The following is a 23,779-nucleotide window of genomic DNA, read 5'->3' on the forward strand; positions in this document are numbered from 1 at the left end:
TTGACCGAATTAACCATTTATCTTATATTTGACAAAGATGGAAAATCAAATACCAAGATATTTAAGTTCAGCTATCAAAAGTAAAATTGGTAAAAACAAAGTTATTTTACTTTTTGGAACAAGGCGAGTTGGAAAAACCTGGTTCATAGAAGATATTGTTAAAGAAACCAATATTGAACATCTATTTTTAAACGGAGAAGACCAAGACATACAAGCTTTGCTTGCTACAAGAACTGTAGCCAACTACAAAAGAGTTTTAGGCAACGCCCAACTTTTAATTATTGATGAAGCACAGGTTATTCCAGAAATTGGTAAAATTTTAAAGTTATTAATCGACTCTTTTAAAAATTTAACCATCATTGCTAGCGGATCATCAGCTTTCGATCTTTCCAATCAAACGGGAGAACCATTAACAGGAAGAAGTTTAACGTATTATCTTTATCCGATAGCGCAATTAGAATTAAAAGAGGTTGAAAACGGTTTGCAAACCGTTCAAAGTCTTGAAGATAGATTGATTTTTGGATCTTACCCAGAATTGTTTCATTTGGATACAACAATAGAAAAAGCACAATACTTAACGGAATTGGTAAAACGTACTTGCTAAAAGATATTTTGATGTATGAAAACATACAAAATAGCGCAAAACTTTTCGAGCTTTTAAAATTAATTGCTTTTCAGGTAGGCTCAGAAGTTTCTATTGATGAACTTTCGCGAAAGCTAGGAATTAGCAAAAATACGGTCGATTGTTATTTAGATTTACTCTCGAAAGTATTTATCATTTATAAAGTTGGCGGATATAGCAATAATTCGCGAAAAGAAGTAACCAAATCATCTAAATGGTATTTTTATGATAACGGCATTCGTAACGCTATTATAAATGATTTTAGGCTTTTAGTACTTCGTAACGATCAAGGTCTTTTGTGGGAAAATTATTGTTTTAGTGAGCGTATAAAAAAAATGAACTACCAACAGTAAAACTCAAGATATTATTTTTGGAGAACCTACGATCAACAAGATATTGATTTAATAGAAGTTAAAAACGAACAAATTAATGCAGTAGATTTTAAGTGGGGAAATCAAAAAAAGAAAATTCCTGGTTTTTTTGCAAAAAATTATCCTAATGCTGTGTTTACCATAGTTAACAAAGAAAATTATTTAGATTTTATTATTTAATGCTCGATCCAACTTTACTCCTCGACTTAGTTAAAATGCAAATGCCTTATGGTAAGTATAAAGGCTATTTAATTTGCAATATCCCCGAAAGTTATTTGCTTTGGTATAAGGATAAAGGTTTCCCAAAAGGAAAATTAGGCGATTTAATGGCAACTATGTTCGAAATCCGGGTTAACGGATTAGAATATTTGCTAACGCCGCTGAAGGGGAAATGATTTCGATATAACTTCGAAATGATTGGTAAAAGTTATATTTCACAACCACTTTCATCACAAATAGCATCATTATTTTTGTTTAATGAAGTTAATGTTGTTTTTGGTTGAGCTTCTTTCCATTCGGTAAAACTTTGTGTTAAAGCATCCGTAAAAGCCTGAACGGGTTGAGCGCCCGAAACACCAAACTTTCTATCCATAACAAAATAGGGAACACCACGAATGCCTAAATTCTGGCTTTCATAAATATCATAGCGAACCGCTTCTGCAAATTCGTTCCCTTTTAAAACATGCACTGCTTCAGCTTTGTCCAACCCAATTTCTACGGCAATATCTAATAAAGCAGACTCTTCGCCAATATTTAGACTTCTTACGAAGTGCGCTTCGAAAAATTTTTCTTCGGCTAAATCTTGCAAACCATGTTTTGCTGCTAAATGAATCAAACGGTGTGCATTGAAAGTATTGGCAGGAATATTTGTATCGAAATTGATTGTTAAGCCAGCATTAGCGGCCATATCCGAAACCTGCTTCGTCATCTGTTTAGCTTGCTCAATTGGCATTCCCTTGCTTCTTGATAAGTAATCATAAACCGTTTCGTTATTGGTATTATGATATTCTGGATTAAGCTGATAACTTTTCCAATCCACCTCAATTTCATTCTTAAACGGCAATTTTTCAATTGCCTGTTCAAAATGACGTTTACCGATATAGCAAAACGGACACATTACATCCGACCAGATTTCTACTTTCATGGTGTAAAATTAAGCGGTTCTAAATTAAGCTTGGTAAGTAGAAAGTAAAAAGGCCTCTATGTTTTTAGATAACTTATATGTTGCCAATTTTTATTTGTTTTTTATTTTATTGAACAACAATGAAGAACAGGAGCAACCTCTATCGTTTACTATTTTATGTATATTGTCTGCTTAAATCAAATTATATAACTGTAAAAATGAAAAAAACAATTCTCTCACTCCTAATCATAGCATTAGGATTCAGTGCCAATGCACAAAAACAAATTTTCGAAAGCCCGAAGCTATCATCGGAAATTAAAAACCACAAAACTGTTGCAATCTTACCGTTTAACACTAAAATTACTTACAAAAAACAACCCAAAGGATTTAACGCAGAAGCAAACCGAGATCAAGAAAAAACAATGTCAAAGTCTATTCAGTCTAGCATGTATACTTTCTTGTTGAGGAAAGGCAAAGATTATACGGTAGAATTTCAGGATGTAGATAAGACGAATATTTTATTAAAAAAGGCTGGTATTTCTGATAAATTAGATGAAACGACAAAAGATGAAATCGCTAAAATCCTTGGTGTAGATGGGGTGCTAGGTGGCAGTTTTGAAACGGAACAAACAAAATCGGAAGCTGGTGCTATTGCTTCAGCAGTATTATTCGGTGGCTTTGGAGGGAAAACAGGTACTGGAACTTTAACACTAACGCTAAATAATGGTACAACAGGCGATCTTTTATGGAGGTTTTTTAAAACAATGGATGCTTCAATAGCTTCATCTACAGATGATTTGGTAGAGCAAATGATGAGAAAAGTTTCTAGAAATTTCCCTTACACAAAATAACAAAAAACCAGCGACGGTTACCAAATTGGCAACCGTTGCTGGTTAATTTAATATTACTTATACAACTGATTAAATATCAACTTAAAAGTTCCATGTGTTTGTGCTCTAAAAGCAATCTCCGGGCCAAAAGCATAAAGTTTTCCTTTACCGATATTGGCTTCGAAAGCCGTTACGCCGTCCTGCAAATAAGCTTGCCCCCAAGCCCAGCCGCTGCGCAAGGGTGTTGCCGAATTAAACCACATTAAAGGTTTTATTTTGCCCGCAGCAATTGCATCGCCAGTTAATCTAAACACCGGGCTATTATCGAAATAAACATCTGCTTCTTTCTCCATACCCCAGTTTGCTTGTTGTTTGCTATCAACTTCTACATTTAAAACACTTCCCGGAACGTAATATTTTTCATCTGGCAAGCGTTTTTCTATCCCGTTAACAATTTCTACCATTGCATTACGAACAGGTAATTGTAAATGATAAGCTAAGTTTGTACTCGAGCCTATAGTTACAACTTTACCACCATCTTCAAGGAATTTCTTTATTTGAGGAATAGACTTATCCGCTGTAATTCTTCCTGTTTGTTTTTTGTATTCATCAGGAATATCTTGTGGTGTCGGGGCATTAAAACCTCCACCTCTTCCAGTTGCACCTGCATTAGGCAATGCAGGAATTGCACCTCCAACAAAAACAATTACATCATATTTTGATTTCAAATCACCTGCATCAATATCTTGCGGATAAATAACAGTCGCGTTGTAATGGTACTGTTCCATCATCCAACGCACCCATCCCGATGCCATAGAACCACCATAAGTATCCCAAAGTGCAATTCTTCCTGCCGTAATTTTAGTTTTATTTTTCGGCGCAGAAGACGATTTTAATTTAACATTTGCCTTCTCTAAAATGCTTTTTGCATTACCCGAAGCAGAAACGTAAAAATCTCCGTTTTCAGTAGAGCGATAAACGTCTGTCTTAGCTTTCAAAAGGTCGTTAACCGCTGTATAAGAATCGTTTTGAGCTGCACTTAACACATAACTAGATCCTGATGCTAATTTGTTCTCAGGTTTTAATAATTGCCCAAAAGGAATTCTCTCGAAAGGACCATTAAAATCATCTTGTAAACGATCGAATTTAACATCCATCATATAAGCTAATGTCCAGCCTGCCGCATCATAAGGCGGTGTTGGCGCACTGCCTTCGTATTTGAAATCATTTGGGTGATCTTGAGGCTCAAACATATCCAATACATGCGGACGGAAAGCTTGGTCGGTTTTAACAACATAACTTCCGGCAGGATAATTTTTACCTGCAACAGTAAAAGGAGCTGTTGCTTTTTGAACTAAAATTCCGGTTCGTATTAATGCATTTAAGAACTTAATTGCAGAGTTAAAATCTGGTTGATCGGCAGATAAAATATAACCCCTTGGGTCGCGATTTAGAGGCGCTTTCATAACCGTATCGAAAGCTTTTATACTAATTTGTCTGCCTCTGCCAAATTCTCCTCCTGCTGCAGGAGTTGATGTTTTCGCTGCAGCATTTATGGCATCAATTTTTTTAGGAGAGAAAGACCAGTTATCTTTTTTTCCTCTATCAATAGAATTTTTTCCCATTTGATAGATATTGTACAACAATTCATCGCGGTAACGCTGGGCATAACCTAAAACAGCGTAGTTTAATGAAACAGAATAGTCTATCGAGTTTTTGAAATACCATTTGCGTGGTGTAATCGGATTTGGAGAATCGCCGCTTGGCAATAATCTCGATGGAACCAAAGGAATATCAGAAGGTGTTGGGCTACCAATAATTTCCGTTAGTAAACCAACCATATTGTGAAAATAGGTTGTAGTACGTAGACCGCCGTTATACCAGGTTGAATATACAGAACCGCCTCTTTGGGTGTAACCTGCCTTATTTTCAACGTTCATTCTGTTGTGCATTGCGGCGCCAACAGCATCTAAACTGGTTAAAATAGTTGCATCGAATACGTAATTAAAAGGATCGCGATATGGCGGGCCTGCAACTACTGTTCCGGCAGGGCCAGCCTGATGATGATTATACATAATTTGCGGTATCCATTCTACAAAAAGCTGGCGACCCATATTTTGGGTTTCTTTAAGGTTTAACATAAAGAAATCTCGGTTATTATCATGTCCAGCATACTTTTCGTAAAGTCTTGGCAAGCCAGATAAAGTTCTTTTCTTTGGATCTTTTTCCCTCATGTACCAGTTACTCACCAATTCCTGACCATCAGGATTTGCGTGTGTAAATAGAATAATCACATTATCTAAAACCCTTAAAGTTTCTGCATCCGTTCTAGAAGCAAATTCGTAAGCCGTTTGAATAAGCTGATGAGCACCTACAGTTTCGTTTGCATGTAAACCACCATCTATCCAAACTACTGCCTTACCCTCTTGAGCCAAAGCTTTTGCTTGCTCTGGGGTAATTTCGGCATGAGCCAATTGCTGTGAAATCTCTTTGTATCTGTCTAATTTTTTAAGGTTTTCTGGAGAAGTCACAATCATCATGTACTGACTTCTGCCTTCTTCTGTTTTACCGATATCTACCAGTTTAACACGCTTAGAAGTTTCAGCTAATTTCTTAAAATAAGCTTCTGTTTGAGTGTAGGTTGCGAGTTGATAATCATCGCCAATATTAAAGCCAAAGTGAGATTTTGGGCTGGGAATTTCTTGTGCAATAGCTACAGTGCTACTTAACACTAAAAAAGCCATGCACAACTTTTTAAAGTAGTTTTTTATCATAGTCGGGAAAGTTTGGTTGGTTAATATCAAATATATAACAGAAATATGGTGTTAATATCCTTGCTGTAAATTTGTTACAGTTCTTCAATTTTATCAAATCACTTCTTATTTACAAAAACCCTTAATTCTTTTGAAATTCCTCCTCCATATTGCATACATTTGCCTTTGATGTAAGTTCTTATCTTTATTTTTTCATCAAACCGATGTTGGTTTTACTTAGCTGTAGATTAAAAGGGAATCGTGTGTAAATCACGAGCTGTCGCGCAACTGTAAATCCTGTCTTTTTAAACAAAAGACAACAAATTATCAAAAATGCCACTGTTTTGGTTCGCCAGAATGGGAAGGCGATAATTTGGGGATAAGTCAGGAGACCTGCCAAATATCGAATTGACGATGCTTTCGCGTTAAAAAGCAATTGGTCAGGTCTGATTTGTACAATAAAATTTAACTGTTTTATTTGGTTTTGCTTTGAGCTTTTTGCTGCAAAGAAGATTTTTTGTGCGCTAACCTTTCCTTCACATTTTTAATAAAATCATCGTAAAATATTGCTTAAAGGGCTTTTAAACGATTTATTTACTTAATCTTTAAAAGAAATGCTAACGCAAAATCTGGGCTATCCGCGTATTGGTAGCCACCGAGAACTAAAAAAAATCTGCGAAAACTATTGGGCAGATAAAACCGGGTACAAAAATGTGCTACAGGTTGGTAAAAACATTCGCCACGAAAACTGGAAATTACAAAAAGAGGCCGGAATTGATGTAATTCCCTCAAATGATTTCTCTTTTTACGACCAGGTACTTGACCATTCTTTAACTTTTGGTGCAATACCGAAAAGGTACAACGAAGTTATACTTAAAAAAGGCAATTCTGAGCTCGATTTGTATTTCGCAATGGCTAGGGGCTACCAAAAAGATGGGCTTGATGTTGTGGCAATGGAAATGACAAAATGGTTCGATACCAATTACCATTACATTGTTCCGGAGTTTTACAAAAACCAGCCATTTAAACTTTTCTCTACTAAAATTATTGATGATTTTTATGAAGCTAAGCAATTAGGAATTACGACCAAACCAGTTTTAATTGGTCCTGTTTCTTATTTATTACTAGGAAAAGAAAAAGAAGTGGGTTTTGAAAAAATCGATTTAATTAAAAATCTGCTTCCAGTTTATTTAGACATTCTAACGCGGTTAGATTCTTTAGGAGTTGAATACATCCAGTTTGACGAGCCGTTTTTAACACTTGATTTAACTGAAAATGAGCAGCAAGCTTATGATTATGCTTACAAACAAATCCGAAAATCGTTCCCTAAATTAAAAATTGTTCTTGCTACTTATTTTGAAGGTTTAGGTAATAACTTGGCTTTAACTCTAACACTTCCCGTAGATATTTTACATATCGATTTAGTGCGGGCGCCGAAGCAATTAGACCATATTATTTCTTCATTAAATGATAAAATCATTCTTTCAATTGGTGTTGTAGATGGTCGAAACATCTGGAAAAACGATTTTGAAAGCTCTTTAGAAATCATCAACAAAGCAATCGAAAAGGTTGGAAAAGATAGAGTTTGGATTGCGCCATCATGTTCACTAATTCATTCGCCTGTTGATTTAGATAATGAAACTGACGAACAAAACCTATCAGCAGAAATTAAACAATGGTTGGCATTTGCAAAACAGAAAGTTGCAGAAGTTGTAACCTTAAAAAAACTTGCCACAAACGAAAGCCCTGCATCTACCACGCAAAAATTCGAAGCAAATAAACAAGCCATAGCCAACCGTAAAAGCTCTGCTTTAATTCACAATCCGGCAGTTAAGCAAAGGGTAACTCAGCTTAAACCAGAAGACGCTAACCGTTTAAGTCCGTTTTCGTTGAGAAAAATTAAACAACAAGCTTTAAAATTGCCTGCTTATCCTACAACAACAATCGGTTCGTTCCCACAAACGGCAGAAGTTAGAAGCTGGAGAGCAAAATTTAAAAACGGAACTTTTACTGCAAATGAATACAATACTTTAATTGCTGAAGAAACTGCAAAAGCGGTGAAATGGCAAGAGGAAATTGGTTTAGATATATTGGTTCATGGCGAATTTGAACGCAATGATATGGTAGAATATTTTGGTGAGCAACTGGATGGTTTTGCTTTTTCCAAAAATGGATGGGTTCAAAGTTATGGCTCTCGCTGCGTTAAGCCTCCCATTATTTTTGGTGATGTTTCTCGTCCGCAGGCAATGACTGTAAAATGTACTACATATGCGCAATCTCTCACTTCAAAGTACATGAAAGGCATGTTAACGGGTCCTGTAACCATTTTACAATGGTCGTTTGTTCGTAACGACCAGCCTCGTTCGGTTACTTGTACACAAATTGCATTGGCAATTCGCGATGAAGTTTGCGACCTTGAAAAAGCAGGAATTAAGATTATTCAGATTGATGAACCTGCAATTAGAGAAGGTTTACCATTGCGAAGAGCAGATTGGCAAACTTATTTAAACTGGGCGGTTAATGCCTTCAAAATTTCTGCAGCAGGCGTAGAAGATGAAACCCAAATTCACACACACATGTGCTATTCTGAGTTTAACGACATCATTCAGAACATCGCCGATATGGATGCCGATGTTATTACAATTGAAACTTCGCGTTCGCAAATGGAACTGCTAGATGCTTTTGCCGATTTCAAATATCCAAACGAAATTGGTCCTGGCGTTTATGATATTCACTCTCCAAGAGTTCCTAAAAGGGAAGAAATGATTACGCTGCTTAAAAAAGCAAAAGCGGTTATACCATCAGAGCAACTTTGGGTAAACCCCGATTGTGGTTTAAAAACACGCGGATGGAATGAAACCAAAAAAGCTTTAATCGAGATGGTTGAAGCGGCAAAAGAAATGCGCAAAACTGAGCATGTTTTAGCGGCCGAAAATCTGATTAATTAAATTACTTTTGCCACGGGAAGACAGAAAACAATGTTTTCCGTGGCATTTTATTATAATCTACATGACCTTAGAAGAAAGAATTGAAGCATCAAAAACCAGTATTTTTAAAGCTGTTTTTCCAAATACAACTAACCATTACGATACGCTTTTCGGCGGTACCGCGATGCACATGATGGATGAAGTTGCTTTTATTACGGCAACGCGTTTTAGCAGACAAATTATGGTTACCGTTAGCAGCGATAGAATTGATTTTAAGAAATCTATCCCGGCAGGAACAATTGTTGAATTAATTGGACAGGTTACAAAAGTAGGAAACACCAGCTTAAAAGTTAATGTCGAAATTTATATTGAACAGATGTATGCAGAGGGCAGAGAATTAGCCGTTCACGGCGATTTCACATTTGTTGCCATCGATGAAAATAAAAAACCTGTTCAGGTAATTAAATAAAATCTTTCGCTAAGTATAAATATTCATTGCTACCATATTGTTAAATTGCATAATGGAAAATCAACCTTCAGAAGCTTACTTTCAAGAAATTGCCAGACAATTAAGCTGCCCGGATGGTGACCAGGGCATCAAAACTGGAGAAGTGATGAATATTAACAACATCGGTATGACCAAAAGTTCCATCAATGCATTAAGTGTTCTAGATGGGCAAACTATACTGGAAATTGGTCACGGTAATGGTGGGCATATATCTTATCTTCTTAAAAAAGCAAAAGAGTTAACCTATTTTGGAATTGATATTTCTGAAACCATCATCACCGAAGCGCAGCGAATCAACGAATCTTTTATAAAGAAAAATCAGGCTTGTTTTCAGCTAAGCAATGGAGAATCTATTCCATTTGAGGATAATAAATTTGATAAAGTCTTCACGGTAAATACAATCTATTTCTGGAAAAACCCAGCTCAATATCTTGCAGAAATTAAACGTGTTATAAGACGAGATGGACTATTTGTGCTTTGCTTCGCCGATAAAACTTTTATGCAAAGTTTGCCTTTTACTAAATACGGATTTACATTATATGATGAGGAAGAAGCAATTTCTTTGTTAAAAATTGGAGGCTTCAGAATTGTAAAATCAGAGGTGAACAAAGAAGAAATTCAAAGTAATTCTGGAGGATTAGTCACCAGAAATTATCATACTATTGTTTGCGGATAAGTTTTCAGCGTCTTCCATGCCTGTGTCCTCACACACCGTAATTTTTTATGCCTGTGAGGATACAGACCTGGATGAATATAAAGCGATATTAATACAAAACCAAATATAAGTACGCGTAAACAACTGGTGCTGCCAATAATAAACCATCAAATCTATCCAGCAAGCCACCGTGTCCAGGCAATAAACCACCACTATCTTTTGTATCTAAGCTACGTTTAAGCATCGACTCTACTAAATCACCAAGCGTACCAAAACTGGCAATTAAAATAGCCATACCAACCCAAACAGTAGGTGTTGTTTCTTTAAATAAATAAGATAAACCGTAACCAACTAAAGCCGCGGTGAGCATTCCACCAAAAAAACCCTCCCAGCTTTTTTTAGGTGAGTGGCGCTCGAATAGTTTACGCTTACCATACTTTACACCAAACATATAAGCGCCGGTATCATTTGCCCAAAGCATCAATAAGAAAGCTAAAGGAAAATGAAAATTAAATGTATTCCAATCGCTTAAAAAGCCCAATGCGTGGAAAAAGCAAAACGGAAAGGTTACATAAACAAAGCCAACAAAAGTGTATGAAATATTTGCGAACGGAATTTTGCTTTTCTTATAAAGTTCTGTTATAAAAACCGAGAAAATTAATGGAATACAAAGCAAAAGGTATTTAACATCGTAATCTAAATAATGTAAACCAGCAGCCATTAAAAATATTAAAGCGCTTGCAGCTAAACCTATATTTCTGTGTGGTCTAATTCCGGAGTTTTTAATTAATTTATAAAACTCGAAGAGCGATAAAAGACTTAAAAGCAGATAAAATGCTGTAAAAACATATGTTCCTAAAAAAACGGAAGCAAGCATTACAATTGTAAAAAAGAAAGCGGTTATTGCCCGGGTTTTCATCGATTATTAAAAGATAAGTTGTAAGATAAAAGCTTATAATGCCTGTTTATTCGATTTCGTTTTTAACAATATATTCAATTGCTTTATCGAAATCTACCTTATTCACCAGAACATTTATTTCGCCAATATTGTAAGCAGATAGCTGTTTGTTGATTACAACCGCAGGAATATCTTCTTCAGCTAATCCTTGTTTTAATACTTCGGCTGCAAATGCATCGCCGGTGGTGTATACTTTAACCCAGTTTTCGTTCACGTTGTGCTGTATCTTTAAAAAATTTAAACAAAGCTATGGTTAATATTGCACTAATTAAATAGCCATACCAAGGAAAACCAACTGGTTCATCTGCTTTATCCAATGGCATGTTGTGTTTTTGCATATATAAAGCGGCGCAAACTGCGTAGGCATTATTTAAAAAGTGCGCTAACATTGCGTACCAAATACTTCCGCTGAAATAATATAAATATCCAAAACCTGCGCCTAAAAGTAACCTTGGTACAAAACCATAAAACTGCATGTGGATAGCGCTAAAAATAATCGCCGATATCCAGATGGCTGCATGATGGTTTCCAAACATTTTATTTATCGACCGCTGAACACCGCCTCTAAACATTAATTCTTCGCCAATAGCGGGTAAAACAGCAATCATGACCAGGTTAACTATGAAATCCCAATTATTACGCATTGTTAAAAGTTGAATCGTCATTTTCATTGCCGATTCTTCGCTTTCTTTCATCCAGTTTTCAAGCCACTTCAAACCGTCTGGTAAAACCATTTTCTGATTCCAAACCGCAGTCCATTCCATAAGTGGCATAGAAATAACCATAATGACTAAAACCAGCATTAACAGTAAAAACTTTGGGCTTTTAAGTCCAAAAAATTGATTTATTTTTATCCGATTTGTTAAAGCCAAAGCAATTGGAGGCAATACAAACATCCCTATTGATGTGCAAATCTGAAGTATCTTTAAGGCATTTGTGTACTTCGCATCTCCCGAAGTAATAACCCCAAAGTTGCTAAGAATTTGAAACCCATGAATGATTACAATCGGTACAAGTGATATTATCGAAAATACTACTGCGCCAACAATTGCGTAAATTAAAAGTAAAAGTAATTGCAGGAAAGGGTTGATTTCTTCCTTATTAGGTGTTACAACGTTCATTATTTGTACCTTTGCGTGTTTATTATTAATCGTTGAAGATAGAAAATGTCTGTTAAGATAGGAAATATAGATTTAGGAGACTTCCCGTTATTGCTTGCTCCGATGGAGGATGTTAGCGACCCGCCGTTCCGTTTTGTTTGCAAACAGAATGGTGCAGATATGATGTACACCGAATTTATTTCTTCCGAAGGACTGATAAGAGACGCGGCCAAAAGCATTCAAAAGCTCGATATATTCGAATATGAACGCCCAATAGGGATTCAGATTTTTGGTGGAGATATAGAACACATGCGTGAAGCTTCGGAAATTGCATCGGCCGCCGGACCAGATTTAGTTGATATAAACTACGGTTGCCCGGTTAAAAATGTAGTTTGCAAAGGCGCAGGTTCCAGTCTTTTACAAGATATTGATAAGATGGTAAAAATGACAGAAGCAGTTGTTAAAGCTTCTCATTTGCCAGTAACCGTTAAAACTCGCTTAGGTTGGGATGATAATACCAAAAATGTTTACGAAGTTGCAGAGCGTCTTCAGGATGTAGGCATTCAAGCCTTAACTATTCACGGTAGAACCAGGGCACAACTTTATAAGGGCGAAGCAGATTGGTCGTTAATTCGCGAAATTAAAAGAAATCCACGCATTAAAATTCCAATTTTTGGAAATGGCGATATTGATAGCCCAGAGAAGGCTGCAAACTGGCGCATGGAATATGAGGTTGATGGAATTATGATTGGCAGAGCAGCGATTGGTTATCCATGGATTTTCCGTGAGGTTAAACATTTCTTTAAAACTGGTGAACATTTGGCAGGCCCAACAATTGACGAACGAATTTCTGTTTGCAGAACACATTTGGAGAAATCCTTAGAGTGGAAAGGTCCAAAAACCGGAATTTTTGAAATGCGTCGTCATTACGCAAATTATTTTAAAGGCTTACCCGATTTTAAACCTTACCGCATGCGTTTGGTTTCCGAAGGAGATATTGCCAACATTTACAGCATTTTAGAAGAAGTGGCAGAAAAATTTGCCAACTATGATCCTGCTAATCAACTGGCTTGATTTTTGAAATGCTTTTTGTACATTCGTATAAATCATCATGGCTACAGCAATTACAGATGGAGTTAAAGTTTCAGTAGAAACTATATATCAGCCCGAATATTCAAACCCGGCTAATGAGCATTTTATGTTCGCTTACCGCGTAGAAATTTCTAATCTTTCTGATTATCCGGTGCAATTAATGCGTCGCCAATGGTCTATATTCGATTCTAATAGTAGTCGTCGCGAAGTTGAAGGCGAAGGCGTTGTTGGTCTACAGCCAGTTATAGCGCCCGGCGAAAGTCACGTTTACGTTTCTGGCTGTAACTTAAAAACCGATATGGGAAGTATGCAAGGCAAATATCTTATGAAACGCCTTGTAGACGATGCTGAATTTGATGTTGATATTCCTGAATTTCAGCTTATCGCACCTTATAAATTAAATTAAGTTTTTCCTTTAAAAAGTTTTATGGCTTTTTCAATTTTGGAAAATGAGCGTTTGTGTTTTCTTTGCGGCCATCAGTCCCGCTATCGCCCATAGTTCTCGCTTCGTTCCTCAACTCCGGGGCTATTTGGCTCTATCGGGTTTAAAAATTCACATTTCTTTTTCATAGGTTATTTTTCTAACCCTCGTCGTCTTTTCGACTGGAGCGTAGAGAAACGTAAAAATCCTTTCAAATAGCATATTAATAGATTTCTTCTAAAGATCAAAATGAAGGAAATGAGCAGATTCAATAACGAAAATTACTTTAATTACTAGCCCCGACATACACGGAAATACTTTTGGTTGCTAAACCTTTCAGTTAGCAAAGTCTTTAACCAAAAGATTGCAGTATTGGCGGGACTGAACCAACCTAAGCTCCACAACCTTTGCGCTTCAAAAAAATATTAATTGAAACCATTAAATGCAAAAGCGGCCGAAAAATTAATTCCGAACCGCTTTTCAATTTTCATAAGTAGATGAAAATATTTTAATCTCTGCTTCTTCCAAACAGCATAGATGCGTAATAAAGTAAGTTTGCCAGCGCACCAATTGCAGCAACAACATAAGTCATGGCAGCCCACCAAAGTGCATCTTTAGCTTGTGCATTTTCTTCCTGCGTTTGCATTACACCGTTATTGTTTTTTAACCAGGCTAATGCTCTGTTGCTTGCATCAAATTCAACTGGTAGCGTAATAATGCTAAATATGGTAACTAATGCTAAACCAACAACACCAATTGCCAAAACAACCGGAGTTATTGCAAATACAAGTAACATTACGCCCAAAAGCAAAACCCACTGTAGTAAATTCGATGAAATGCTTACAACCGGTACCATTGTGCTACGTAAATTTAGCCATGTATACGATTTAGCATGTTGTACGGCGTGTCCGCACTCGTGTGCCGCAACTGCTGCAGCTGCAACGCTTCTGCTATAATAAACATCGGTACTTAAATTAACCGTTCTGTCTGATGGATTGTAATGGTCTGTAAGTTGACCTTCGGTACTCATCACTTTCACATCGAATATGCCGTTGTCATGCAGCATTCGCTCCGCTACTTCCTTACCCGATAAGCCTGAACTCAGTTGCATTTCTGCGTACTTAGAAAATTTATTTCTAAAACGCCATTGTACAAACATGCTCAGTAATAATACCGGGACTATTATAATTAAATAGATTCCCATTTCTTTGTGTATGTTTTTCAATAGGCTGTATATCAAAAAGCGTTCCCATATTGGAAGGCAATGAAAATGTGCTATTTTTATTCTATGGCTAACGCATTATCTTACTGGGAAAAGGCTTCATTTTTTAATTATGATGTAATTATAATTGGTAGTGGAATAGTTGGTTTAAATGCCGCAATTCACCTTAAAAATTCTTCGCCTTCTTTAAAAATAGCGGTTTTGGAAAGCGGTTTTTTACCATCTGGTGCAAGTACAAAAAATGCAGGTTTTGCCTGTTTTGGCAGTCTTTCTGAACTGATTGAGCAAGAAAAAATCTGTGGTGAAAGTGGTTTGGCAATGTTGATTGAGAAACGTTGGAAAGGTTTATTAAAGTTAAGAAGTTTATTGGATGATAAATCTATTGATTACCAGGTTTTAGGTGGTTATGAATTATTTAAAAAAAGTGCCGTTGATTTGACTGAACAGTGTGTATCTAAAATTGAACATTTTAATCAGCTTATTGCACCTATAATTGGATTAAACGCTTTTGATTTAAAAAATGAAAGGATTAGGAACTTTGGATTTAAAGGTGTTGAAAGTCTAATTTATAACCAATATGAAGCGCAAATAGATACCGGAAAAATGATGTTTGCTTTGCTTCAATATGCACAGCAAGTTGGCATTACAATTTTTAATAATTGTAAGGTTGAAGAAATTATTTCCGAAAATTCTGCTGTTTTAATTAAAACCAAAGAAGGAAATTTTGAATGTAAAAAAACGATAGTTACAACTAATGCTTTCATAAATACATTAATACCTGATCTAGATGTTACACCCGGTCGTGGGCAAGTTTTAATTACCAAGCCTATTAAAAACCTAAAGTTGAAAGGTACTTTTCATTACGATAAGGGTTATTATTATTTCAGAAATATAAATGGAAGAGTTTTGTTGGGCGGAGGAAGAAACTTAGATTTTAAAACTGAAGAAACAACCGAATTTGGACAGACAGAAAAGATTCAGTTTGCTTTGGAAAATTTGCTCCACGAAGTTATTTTGCCTGAAACAGATTTTGAAATAGAGCAGCATTGGAGCGGTATTATGGCTTTTGGCAAACAGCTCGAACCAATAATTACCGAAGCCAGGCCAAATGTTTTTTGCGCTGTAAGATGCAATGGAATGGGCGTGGCAATGGGTTCGCAAACTGGCGCAGACGTAGCAGAGTTGGTATTGAATAGCTTATAATCTTAGTTTTTATTGTACAATAAGTAGCTTTGTTCCTCGTGATAAGGCTATTACTTAAACACAATCGTTTTATTTCCATTAACAAAAACCCGGTCTTCGAAAATAAGTTCTAAAGCTTCTAGTAATACTTTTTTCTCTATTTCTTTTCCTGCTCTTACCATTTCTTTAACGCCGAAATTATGGTCTACATGGGTAGTGTGTTGTGTTATAATCGGGCCTTCATCTAAATTATTGGTTACGAAATGAGCAGTTGCACCAATAATTTTAACGCCACGCTCAAAAGCCTGCCGATACGGATTTGCACCAATAAATGCGGGCAAAAACGAATGATGAATGTTAACTATTTTTCCTGCATAATCTTTTACAAAATCTGCTGATAAAATTCTCATGAACTTTGCCAAAACTAAATAATCGGCATCGAATTGATTGATAATTTCTTTAATCTTATCTTCAAATTGGCTTTTTTCTTTATCAACATGAGAAACATAAAAATATGGAATGCCAAGTTTTTCGGTAAAACCTCTCAATTCTTCGTAATTACCAATTACAGCCATAACATTTGCACCCAAAGTTTTAAATTGATTTTTTATTAGAATTTCAGCCAGGCAATGGTATTCTCTAGTTACTAAAACAACAATTTGCTTTTCCTTTTTTGTTATGAGATTAACTTTTGCATCATTAGGCAAATTCTCTAACAATTTTTCTTTAAGCTCGTCAGTTTCTTCGAAAACCCCGGTACAGGCAATTCTTGTAAAAAAAGCCTTATTTGGCTCATCCACAAATTCTCGCATGGCTATAATATTGAATTGATGAGTAGCCAAAACCCTGGTTATATTAGTTACCAAGCCAACCTGGTCAGTACAAGAAATAAGAATTGTTAATTCGTTCATTTGCATTATATAAAGCTCAATTATATAAATTTTTTTCTTTATACGTAGCTCATATTAACTAATATTTTTTGGTATATCTGTTTTTAATCTTCATTTTTACTAAAATTTTTATCATTATGGAAATCGTCGGTATCGCTTTACTAATCGTTATTTTGGTTGTTTTAGTCGTATTACTTTTTAAAAAGCCACAAGCAGCCATCTCTTTGATTTCTGTAGAAGATTTTGAAAAATTAAAGTTAGATAACGAAATATTAAAGATTGCCTTAGCCAAAGCTGATGAACGTGTATCTAATTTATCGGCAGAAAAAGAACATATTACTATTTTACTTAAACAGGAGCAACAACGTTTAATTGATGAATTACAAGGCGAACGCGATAGGTTAGCGGATGCAAACCGCGAACTGGAAAGTACTCGTTCATTTTACATTGCCGAAAAAGAAAAATTAATTGAGCAAAAAGCTAGTCTTGAACAAAATCAGGAAAAGTTTAATAAAGATTTTGAATTGATTGCAAACAAGATTTTAGAAGAAAAATCGACAAAGTTTATCGAGCAAAATAGAACCAATCTTGATATTATTTTAAATCCGCTTAAAGAAAATATTAAAGCTTTTGAGGATAAGGTAGAAAAGGTTTATAAAGCTGAGTCTGATGAACGTAATATTTTAAAAGGTGTTATTTCTGAACTTCAAATTCAAAGCAAACTGATTCAGGAAGATGCAAATAACCTGACTAAAGCGCTTAAAGGTGATAATAAAAAGCAAGGAAACTGGGGTGAGGTAATATTAGAAAAGGTGTTGGAGCGTTCGGGATTGGTGCGTGACCAGGAATATCGCATTCAAGCTTCTCATACTTCGGCCGAAGGCAGTAGATACCAACCCGATGTGGTTATAGATTTACCAGACGATAAACATCTTGTTGTTGATGCTAAGGTAAGTTTAGTTGCTTATGAGCGTTCCATATCTGCCGAAACCGATGAAGAGCGTGAAGGCTATGTAAAACAGCATTTGGCTTCCATTAAGAATCACATTCAAGAGCTATCCTCCAAAAATTATCAGGATTTGTATAAAATAAACTCTCCCGATTTTGTTTTACTTTTTGTTCCGATAGAATCGTCTTTCAGCATTGCCGTGCAAAAAGATGCCGAGCTTTTTAATTTTGCCTGGGATAAAAAAGTGGTTATCGTAAGTCCTTCTACTTTGCTGGCCACTTTACGCACCATTGCCAGTATATGGAAACAGGAAAGACAGAACCGAAATGTTATGGAAATTGCCCGTTTAAGCGGAAGCATGTACGATAAGTTTGTTGGCTTTGTTACGGATATGGAAAACATTGGCAAGCATATTAAAAATGGACAAGATGCTTACGATAAGGCTTTAAATAAGTTATCTGAAGGTTCTGGAAATTTAATGAACACTTCAGAGAAGATTAAAAAACTTGGCGCAAAAACAACTAAGCAGATTGACTTGAAGTATTTGGATGGGGAAGAGTAATAAAAAAGTTGGCATTGCGAGGAACGAAGCAATCTTATATGAAACAGATTGCTTCGTTCCTCTCAATGACGAGTTAATTACTACTTATTAAAAGCATTCCAACCTTGTGCTTTTAACTCATGAACATTATTCGATTTTGAAACCATTTTACAACCCGAATTTTTATCAGTAACGTGCCCGATAACGGTGATATCTACATCGTGTTTTAGTTTCTTGTAATCTTCCTGGCTGATGGTAAATAGCAATTCATAATCTTCGCCACCACTTAAAGCACAAACGGTTGGGTCAATTCCCAATTCTCTAGCTGTTTCATAAGTCATTGGGTCTAACGGGATTTTGTCTTCGTAAATGGTAATTCCTTTGTCGCTTTCGGTAGCCAAATGCAATATTTCAGAAGCCAAACCATCAGAAATATCAATCATGGAAGTAGGTTTAATATCCATATCTTCCAAAAGTGCAACAATATCCATTCTTGCTTCCGGTTTTAATTGCCTTTCTATGATATAATCTTTTCCTTCTAAATCTGGCTGAATTTGTGGGTTCTCTAAATAGATTAACTTCTCTCTTTCCAAAATTTGAAGACCAACATAAGCACCACCTAAATCGCCAGAAACGCAAAGCAAATCATTTTCCTGAGCACCATTTCTATACGTTACCTTATCAGAATCCGCGTAGCCAATACTGGTAATGCTAATTACTAAACCTTGCTTACTTGAAGAAGTATCGCCGCCAATTAAATCTATGTTGAATTTATTACAAGCCAATTCAATGCCTTTGTAAATTTCTTCTACTGCTTCTAATGGAAATTTACTAGATAAACCAAGTGAAACCGTTATCTGACTTGCTTTACCGTTCATCGCGTAAATATCGGATAGATTAACCTGTACCGCTTTATAGCCTAAATGCATAAGCGGAACATAAGCCAAATCGAAATGAATTCCTTCTAAAAGTAAATCGGTAGAAACCAATATTTGTTTGCCTTTTGCATCCAACACAGCCGCATCATCGCCAACACCCTTTACCGAATAATCATTTCTAATTTTAAAATTACTGGTTAGGTGTTTTATTAAACCAAACTCACCTAACTCATTAATATCTGTACGTTCTTTATTTTCAAACATAATATTACGACCACTAAAGGGCTTTTTAATTAAATTATTTTTTTTTATAAGAGGTGCTTCCTCTTATTTTATTGATAGAAGCCAACTACCACTGACTTTTTTAATTTTTAGATTGATTCGTGCCTTGCAATGACGTTTTTTCTACATCTTCTTTTTTTATTACTATGGTATTTTACTTTCCATCCAGTTTTTTCCTTCTGTAAACCTGGCAATTAGCATAGCAGCAACATTATCTCCAGTAGCATTCAGCAAAGTTGCCATTGGGTCGACCAAGGTTCCAATAATCATTGCTGGTGGCAAAGCTTCGGGCGGTAATTGGTAAGCAGAAATCATTAATAATTCACCTATATAACCACCATTTGGAATTCCACCTTCTACAATACTTACCAAAACAGTAATCCCTAATGCCAAAATTATCGTATCTACATGAACTAAATCTTTTCCAAAAATAGCAAAAACCACTGCTATTTTTATGATGGAACTTATACTAGAACCATCTTTATGCAAGGTTGAACCTAGTGGAATAGTCACATTTGTAATGTAAGCCGGAACACCCATTTTCATTGTTCCTTCTAAATTTGCAGGTATAGTTGCAATGCTACTACAAGTTCCTACTGATGTTAAAGAAGGAACGATATTATTTTTCCAAAATACTTTTATGGCTTTAAAACCACCCGCAATAAAAGCGTATAAAGTAAAAAATACAACGAAATAAAATGCACCAACTCCGTAATATAAGCCCAGAGCTTTAGCATAAGTTCCAAAAAGTTGCGGTCCGAAAACACCAACCTGATAAGCAAAATAAGCACCTAAACCTATTGGCCCTAATTTCATAATCAAGATGATGAGTTTTTTCATCACTTCATTTCCCGATACCAAAAATTTCTTAAAACCATCGCCAGCTTCTTCGGCATAAAGTGTAGAAAATCCAACTAAAACTGAAAAAATAATCAGCGCCAGCATATTTTTTCTACTACCAATTTCATAAAATTCTCCAACGGTTAAAAGCTGTGTCATCTGTTCTCCAACAGATTGAATTTTTTCGGTTTCTGCAGGTAAATTACTTGTTCCTAATTGTTGATGAATAGGGAAAATCCAAGTGGCAGCTAATGTTAGTATTGCTGATATTAAAACAGTTGCAAGAAAAACCAAAACCATTACAGTTAATAATTTCCCCAATTTTTTCGACCTATCAATATTAGCAATTGCAGATGAAACCGCAAAAAACACCAACGGAATAACCGCTGTAAATAACAAATTCAAGAATATATCACCTAATGGTTTTATACTTTCAACACTTTTCCCAAAAATTAAGCCTACTATACTTCCAGTGGTAATTCCTACCAAAAGCCATAATAAGCCTGAATAATTTTTAAGAATGTTGTTTATTTTCATTGTGAAAGTGTCTATAATCCTAACTCTGCCGAAATATCAAGCATACGTTGAATTGGTTTACGAGCTTGCTCGATAATATGTTCAGGTACAGTTACTTCCGGAGAACTATTTTTAAGACATAAATATAGTTTTTCTAAAGTATTTCTCTTCATGTACGGACAATCGTTACAAGCACAGCTGTTATTTGGTGGTGCCGGAATGAAAGTTTTATCCGGACAAGCTTTTTCCATCTGGTGAATAATTCCACTTTCTGTAGCAACAATAAATTCTGTTGCTGGATTAGAAATGGCATATTTTAACAATCCAGTTGTAGAACCAATGTAATCAGCCATTTTTAAAACAGGCTCTTCACATTCTGGGTGAGCAATAAACTTTGCATTTGGATGGCGTTCTTTCAATTTGGTGATTTTCTCCTGAGAAAAAATTTCATGAACCATACAAGCTCCATTCCAAAGCACTAAATCTCTACCTGTTTTTTTTGCAACCCAGGCACCCAAATTTCTATCCGGACCGAAGATAATTTTCTGGTCTTTTGGCAAACTTTCTACAATTTGAACAGCATTTGTGGATGTACAAACGATATCACTCAGTGCTTTTAACTCAGCTGTACAATTCACATAAGTAATCACCAAATGGTCGGGATATTTTTCCTTAAATTTTTTAAATAAGTGAGGTGGACAACTATCGGCCAAAGAACAGCCCGCTTTAACATCGGGCAATAAAACCTTTTTTGTAGGCGATAAAATCTTAGCTGTTTCGGCCATAAAATGGACACCAGCAAATACAATTACGTCGGCATCAGTTTTTGCAGCTTCTTGAGATAGTCCTAAACTATCTCCGATATAATCAGCAATATCCTGAATATCAGGTTCTTGATAATAATGCGCTAAAATAATCGCATTCTTTTCTTTCTTTAATTTTTCAATCTCAACAAAGAGGTCAAGTGTAGGGTCGATATCTTCCTCTACAAATCCTTTTTTGTTAATTTCTTCTAAGACATCTATGTTCATTTTTAAATTTTCCTTTTTTGAAGTTTGACGTTGTCCAAAGATAAAGCTTTCCACGTCTCAATAATTAATAAGTTATTTTAAATAAATAGATCTTGTTTGTTTATTAGTGTGTTAGTATTGTTGGCAAGTTTCTAAAAAAAGTTCTCTTATGTAAGTTGTTAATCGTTTACTAACATTTAGATTACATTTTTGTAATATGATAAGATTGATTTACAGCACTATCGAAAAAGGTCTCAAATTTTATCAATACTGGAATGTTAATTGTTTATAAGTGACTGAAAAGTTAATTACTTATACAAATGTGCTTAAAAATTGGGTAAAAGATTGTGGCAAATTGTCTTTTTAGAGTAGCTTTAAACATTCAAATTTATTTGTTAGCATTATTTCTACATAAAGCTAACAGTTGTTCTATAGTTATCAACACCGTTGATAAAGTAAATGTTTTTTAAATGAGAAAAGTAGATTTTCTGGTAATTGGTTCAGGTATAGCAGGTTTAAGTTTTGCACTTAAGGCTGCCAAGTTTGGTAAGGTTTTAATTGTTACCAAGTCTAATGAGGATGAATCTAACACAAAATACGCTCAAGGTGGCGTTGCTGTTGTAGTAGATAAAGATGATTCTTTTGAAAAACATATAGACGATACTTTGATAGCGGGAGATGGATTATGCGACGAGAAAATTGTGGAAATCGTTGTAAAAGAGGGGCCTCAACGTATACAAGAGATTATTGACTACGGTATAAATTTCGATAAAGACAACTCTGGTTTCTATGATTTAGCTAAGGAAGGTGGTCACTCTGAACATCGTGTTTTACACTATAAAGACATCACTGGTTATGAGATTGAGCGTGTACTTTTAAAGGAGATTCACGAGAATCCGAATATAGAGATATTAACACATTACTTTGCATTGGAGTTAATTACCCAGCATCACCTTGGGGAGTTTGTGGACAAACGTACCGAAGTTATTAACTGTTACGGTATATATGCCTTTAACACAGAGCTTAACGATGTGGAAAAGATTGTTGCAAATGTTACGGTGATGGCATCTGGTGGTGCCGGACATGTATATTCTGCCACTACAAATCCGGTAATTGCAACCGGCGATGGTATGGCGATGGTTTATCGTGCAAAAGGAAAAGTGAGGAATATGGAGTTTATTCAATTCCATCCAACTGCATTATATCATCCTGGAGAGTACCCATCTTTCTTAATTTCGGAGGCAGTTCGTGGTTTTGGAGGTGTTCTTCGTCGTAAGAATGGGGAAGAATTTATGCATGAATATGATGAACGTAGATCATTAGCTCCGCGTGATATAGTTGCACGAGCAGTAGATAATGAAATGAAGAAATCTGGTGATGATTTTGTTTATTTAGATATTACAATGCGTAATAAGGCTGATATTTTAAAGCATTTTCCTAATATATATGCCAAGTGTTTATCTATTGGTATAGATATGACTAAGGATTTTATTCCGGTTACACCTGCATCACATTATATGTGTGGAGGAGTTTTGGTTGATGAATACGGTCGGTCATCAATTAAAAATTTATATGCTTGTGGAGAATGCTCATCTACAGGTTTACATGGTGCTAATCGATTGGCTTCTAATTCTTTATTGGAGGCTACTGTATTTGCACATCGTATTTATCAGGATGCAATTGAAAATTTTAAAAAGAATATTATTCCTGATAACATTCCAGAATGGGACTCTAAAGGCGTAACACAAACTGATGAAGATATTTTGGTGACTCATAATCTTAGAGAATTACAGAAAGTAATGGGTGATTATGTGGGTATTGTACGTTCTGATTTTAGGTTAGATAGGGCACACCGTCGTTTGTTTTTAATCTACCAGGAAACTGAAGATTTTTATAAAAAGAATAAGGTTTCTGTTAAACTTTGTGAGTTGAGAAATGTAATTCAAACTGCTTATTTAGTAATTAAATCGGCTATGCAACGTAAAGAGAGTAGGGGATTGCATTATACTACAGATTATCCGAATCATGCTGATGAATTGGTAGATACTGTTTTGTAAATTTTTATGATTAGCCTGTTGAATCGCACTCATAAGTATTCGACGAACTCAG

General features: G+C 35.6%; 22 protein-coding genes and 1 riboswitch. Of the genes, 12 read left to right on the forward strand and 10 right to left on the reverse strand.

The window, feature by feature from the left end:
* The first annotated feature begins 37 nt into the window (after positions 1-37).
* From ACFOUY_RS05465 to ACFOUY_RS05475, 3 genes are all read left to right on the forward strand, one after another.
* On the forward strand, positions 38-604 hold the full coding sequence (locus tag ACFOUY_RS05465) for an ATP-binding protein (RefSeq protein WP_378959467.1): 567 nt from the start codon (positions 38-40) through the stop codon (positions 602-604).
* Between the two features lie 11 nt (positions 605-615).
* Entirely contained in the window at positions 616-975 is a 360-nt protein-coding gene (locus tag ACFOUY_RS05470; RefSeq protein ID WP_378959468.1) for a DUF4143 domain-containing protein, read from the forward strand.
* Between the two features lie 197 nt (positions 976-1,172).
* On the forward strand, positions 1,173-1,388 hold the full coding sequence (locus ACFOUY_RS05475) for a DUF3820 family protein (RefSeq protein WP_056086366.1): 216 nt from the start codon (positions 1,173-1,175) through the stop codon (positions 1,386-1,388).
* Between the two features lie 32 nt (positions 1,389-1,420).
* Here the strand turns inward: ACFOUY_RS05475 and ACFOUY_RS05480 are convergent, their stop codons facing one another.
* Positions 1,421-2,137, reverse strand: a complete 717-nt coding sequence (locus ACFOUY_RS05480; protein WP_378959469.1) for a DsbA family oxidoreductase — start codon at positions 2,135-2,137, stop codon at positions 1,421-1,423.
* Positions 2,138-2,334: 197 nt separating this feature from the next.
* On the opposite strand from ACFOUY_RS05480, the gene ACFOUY_RS05485 reads away from it, so the two are divergent.
* Positions 2,335-2,967, forward strand: coding sequence for a hypothetical protein (locus ACFOUY_RS05485; RefSeq protein ID WP_378959470.1), 633 nt, complete (start codon positions 2,335-2,337; stop codon positions 2,965-2,967).
* 53 nt (positions 2,968-3,020) lie between these two features.
* On the opposite strand, the gene ACFOUY_RS05490 is transcribed toward ACFOUY_RS05485, so the two are convergent.
* Entirely contained in the window at positions 3,021-5,690 is a 2,670-nt protein-coding gene (locus tag ACFOUY_RS05490) for a M14 family metallopeptidase (protein WP_378959471.1), read from the reverse strand.
* 220 nt (positions 5,691-5,910) lie between these two features.
* Positions 5,911-6,115, forward strand: a riboswitch (cobalamin riboswitch).
* A 198-nt stretch (positions 6,116-6,313) separates the two neighbouring features.
* Here ACFOUY_RS05490 and metE point away from each other — a divergent pair.
* The 3 genes from metE (at position 6,314) to ACFOUY_RS05505 (ending at position 9,810) form a co-directional block, all read left to right on the forward strand.
* The gene (gene metE / locus ACFOUY_RS05495; protein WP_378959472.1) at positions 6,314-8,647 is read left to right on the forward strand and encodes a 5-methyltetrahydropteroyltriglutamate--homocysteine S-methyltransferase; all 2,334 of its coding nucleotides are present in this window, start codon (positions 6,314-6,316) and stop codon (positions 8,645-8,647) included.
* Between the two features lie 61 nt (positions 8,648-8,708).
* Positions 8,709-9,095, forward strand: a complete 387-nt coding sequence (locus tag ACFOUY_RS05500) for an acyl-CoA thioesterase (RefSeq protein ID WP_378959473.1) — start codon at positions 8,709-8,711, stop codon at positions 9,093-9,095.
* A gap of 52 nt (positions 9,096-9,147) precedes the next feature.
* A complete protein-coding gene (locus ACFOUY_RS05505; RefSeq protein WP_378959474.1) occupies positions 9,148-9,810 on the forward strand; it encodes a class I SAM-dependent methyltransferase in 663 nt (220 codons plus the stop codon).
* An 88-nt stretch (positions 9,811-9,898) separates the two neighbouring features.
* Here the strand turns inward: ACFOUY_RS05505 and ACFOUY_RS05510 are convergent, their stop codons facing one another.
* From ACFOUY_RS05510 to ACFOUY_RS05520, 3 genes are read right to left on the reverse strand one after another with little or no spacing between them, the layout of a single operon-like run.
* Positions 9,899-10,708, reverse strand: a complete 810-nt coding sequence (locus ACFOUY_RS05510) for a phosphatidate cytidylyltransferase (protein WP_378959475.1) — start codon at positions 10,706-10,708, stop codon at positions 9,899-9,901.
* 46 nt (positions 10,709-10,754) lie between these two features.
* On the reverse strand, positions 10,755-10,961 hold the full coding sequence (locus ACFOUY_RS05515) for a putative signal transducing protein (protein ID WP_378959476.1): 207 nt from the start codon (positions 10,959-10,961) through the stop codon (positions 10,755-10,757).
* On the reverse strand, positions 10,942-11,868 hold the full coding sequence (locus ACFOUY_RS05520; RefSeq protein ID WP_378959477.1) for a CPBP family intramembrane glutamic endopeptidase: 927 nt from the start codon (positions 11,866-11,868) through the stop codon (positions 10,942-10,944). Before ACFOUY_RS05520 ends, ACFOUY_RS05515 begins: the two co-directional genes overlap by 20 nt.
* Before the next feature lie 45 nt (positions 11,869-11,913).
* Between ACFOUY_RS05520 and dusB the strand changes: the two genes are divergently transcribed.
* Together dusB and apaG are read left to right on the forward strand one after the other, a co-directional pair.
* Positions 11,914-12,921, forward strand: coding sequence for a tRNA dihydrouridine synthase DusB (gene dusB / locus ACFOUY_RS05525; protein WP_378959478.1), 1,008 nt, complete (start codon positions 11,914-11,916; stop codon positions 12,919-12,921).
* Between the two features lie 37 nt (positions 12,922-12,958).
* Positions 12,959-13,345, forward strand: a complete 387-nt coding sequence (gene apaG / locus ACFOUY_RS05530; RefSeq protein WP_378959479.1) for a Co2+/Mg2+ efflux protein ApaG — start codon at positions 12,959-12,961, stop codon at positions 13,343-13,345.
* 523 nt (positions 13,346-13,868) lie between these two features.
* On the opposite strand, the gene ACFOUY_RS05535 is transcribed toward apaG, so the two are convergent.
* Positions 13,869-14,564 carry a zinc metallopeptidase gene (locus ACFOUY_RS05535; protein WP_378959480.1) on the reverse strand — a complete coding sequence of 232 codons (696 nt, stop codon included), beginning with the start codon at positions 14,562-14,564 and terminating at the stop codon, positions 13,869-13,871.
* 84 nt (positions 14,565-14,648) lie between these two features.
* On the opposite strand from ACFOUY_RS05535, the gene ACFOUY_RS05540 reads away from it, so the two are divergent.
* Positions 14,649-15,785 (forward strand): NAD(P)/FAD-dependent oxidoreductase, encoded by a 1,137-nt coding sequence (locus ACFOUY_RS05540; RefSeq protein ID WP_378959481.1) that lies wholly within the window; start codon positions 14,649-14,651, stop codon positions 15,783-15,785.
* A 50-nt stretch (positions 15,786-15,835) separates the two neighbouring features.
* Here ACFOUY_RS05540 and purU read toward each other — a convergent pair whose 3' ends face one another.
* Entirely contained in the window at positions 15,836-16,675 is an 840-nt protein-coding gene (gene purU, locus ACFOUY_RS05545; RefSeq protein WP_378959482.1) for a formyltetrahydrofolate deformylase, read from the reverse strand.
* Between the two features lie 116 nt (positions 16,676-16,791).
* Here purU and ACFOUY_RS05550 point away from each other — a divergent pair, with 116 nt between their 5' ends.
* Positions 16,792-18,165 (forward strand): DNA recombination protein RmuC, encoded by a 1,374-nt coding sequence (locus tag ACFOUY_RS05550; RefSeq protein ID WP_378959483.1) that lies wholly within the window; start codon positions 16,792-16,794, stop codon positions 18,163-18,165.
* An 80-nt stretch (positions 18,166-18,245) separates the two neighbouring features.
* Here ACFOUY_RS05550 and thiL read toward each other — a convergent pair whose 3' ends face one another.
* The 3 genes from thiL to nadA form a co-directional block, all read right to left on the reverse strand.
* Positions 18,246-19,286, reverse strand: a complete 1,041-nt coding sequence (gene thiL, locus ACFOUY_RS05555; RefSeq protein WP_378959484.1) for a thiamine-phosphate kinase — start codon at positions 19,284-19,286, stop codon at positions 18,246-18,248.
* A 162-nt stretch (positions 19,287-19,448) separates the two neighbouring features.
* Positions 19,449-20,681 carry a dicarboxylate/amino acid:cation symporter gene (locus ACFOUY_RS05560; protein ID WP_378959485.1) on the reverse strand — a complete coding sequence of 411 codons (1,233 nt, stop codon included), beginning with the start codon at positions 20,679-20,681 and terminating at the stop codon, positions 19,449-19,451.
* Between the two features lie 11 nt (positions 20,682-20,692).
* Positions 20,693-21,745: a quinolinate synthase NadA gene (gene nadA / locus ACFOUY_RS05565; RefSeq protein ID WP_378959486.1), complete on the reverse strand. Its 1,053-nt coding sequence runs from the start codon at positions 21,743-21,745 to the stop codon at positions 20,693-20,695.
* A 395-nt stretch (positions 21,746-22,140) separates the two neighbouring features.
* Here nadA and nadB point away from each other — a divergent pair, with 395 nt between their 5' ends.
* Positions 22,141-23,727, forward strand: coding sequence for an L-aspartate oxidase (nadB, locus tag ACFOUY_RS05570; protein ID WP_378959487.1), 1,587 nt, complete (start codon positions 22,141-22,143; stop codon positions 23,725-23,727).
* Positions 23,728-23,779 lie beyond the last annotated feature (52 nt).

The sequence above is a fragment of the Pedobacter jamesrossensis genome (assembly GCF_042650905.1).
GTDB classification, from domain to species: Bacteria; Bacteroidota; Bacteroidia; order Sphingobacteriales; family Sphingobacteriaceae; genus Pedobacter; species Pedobacter jamesrossensis.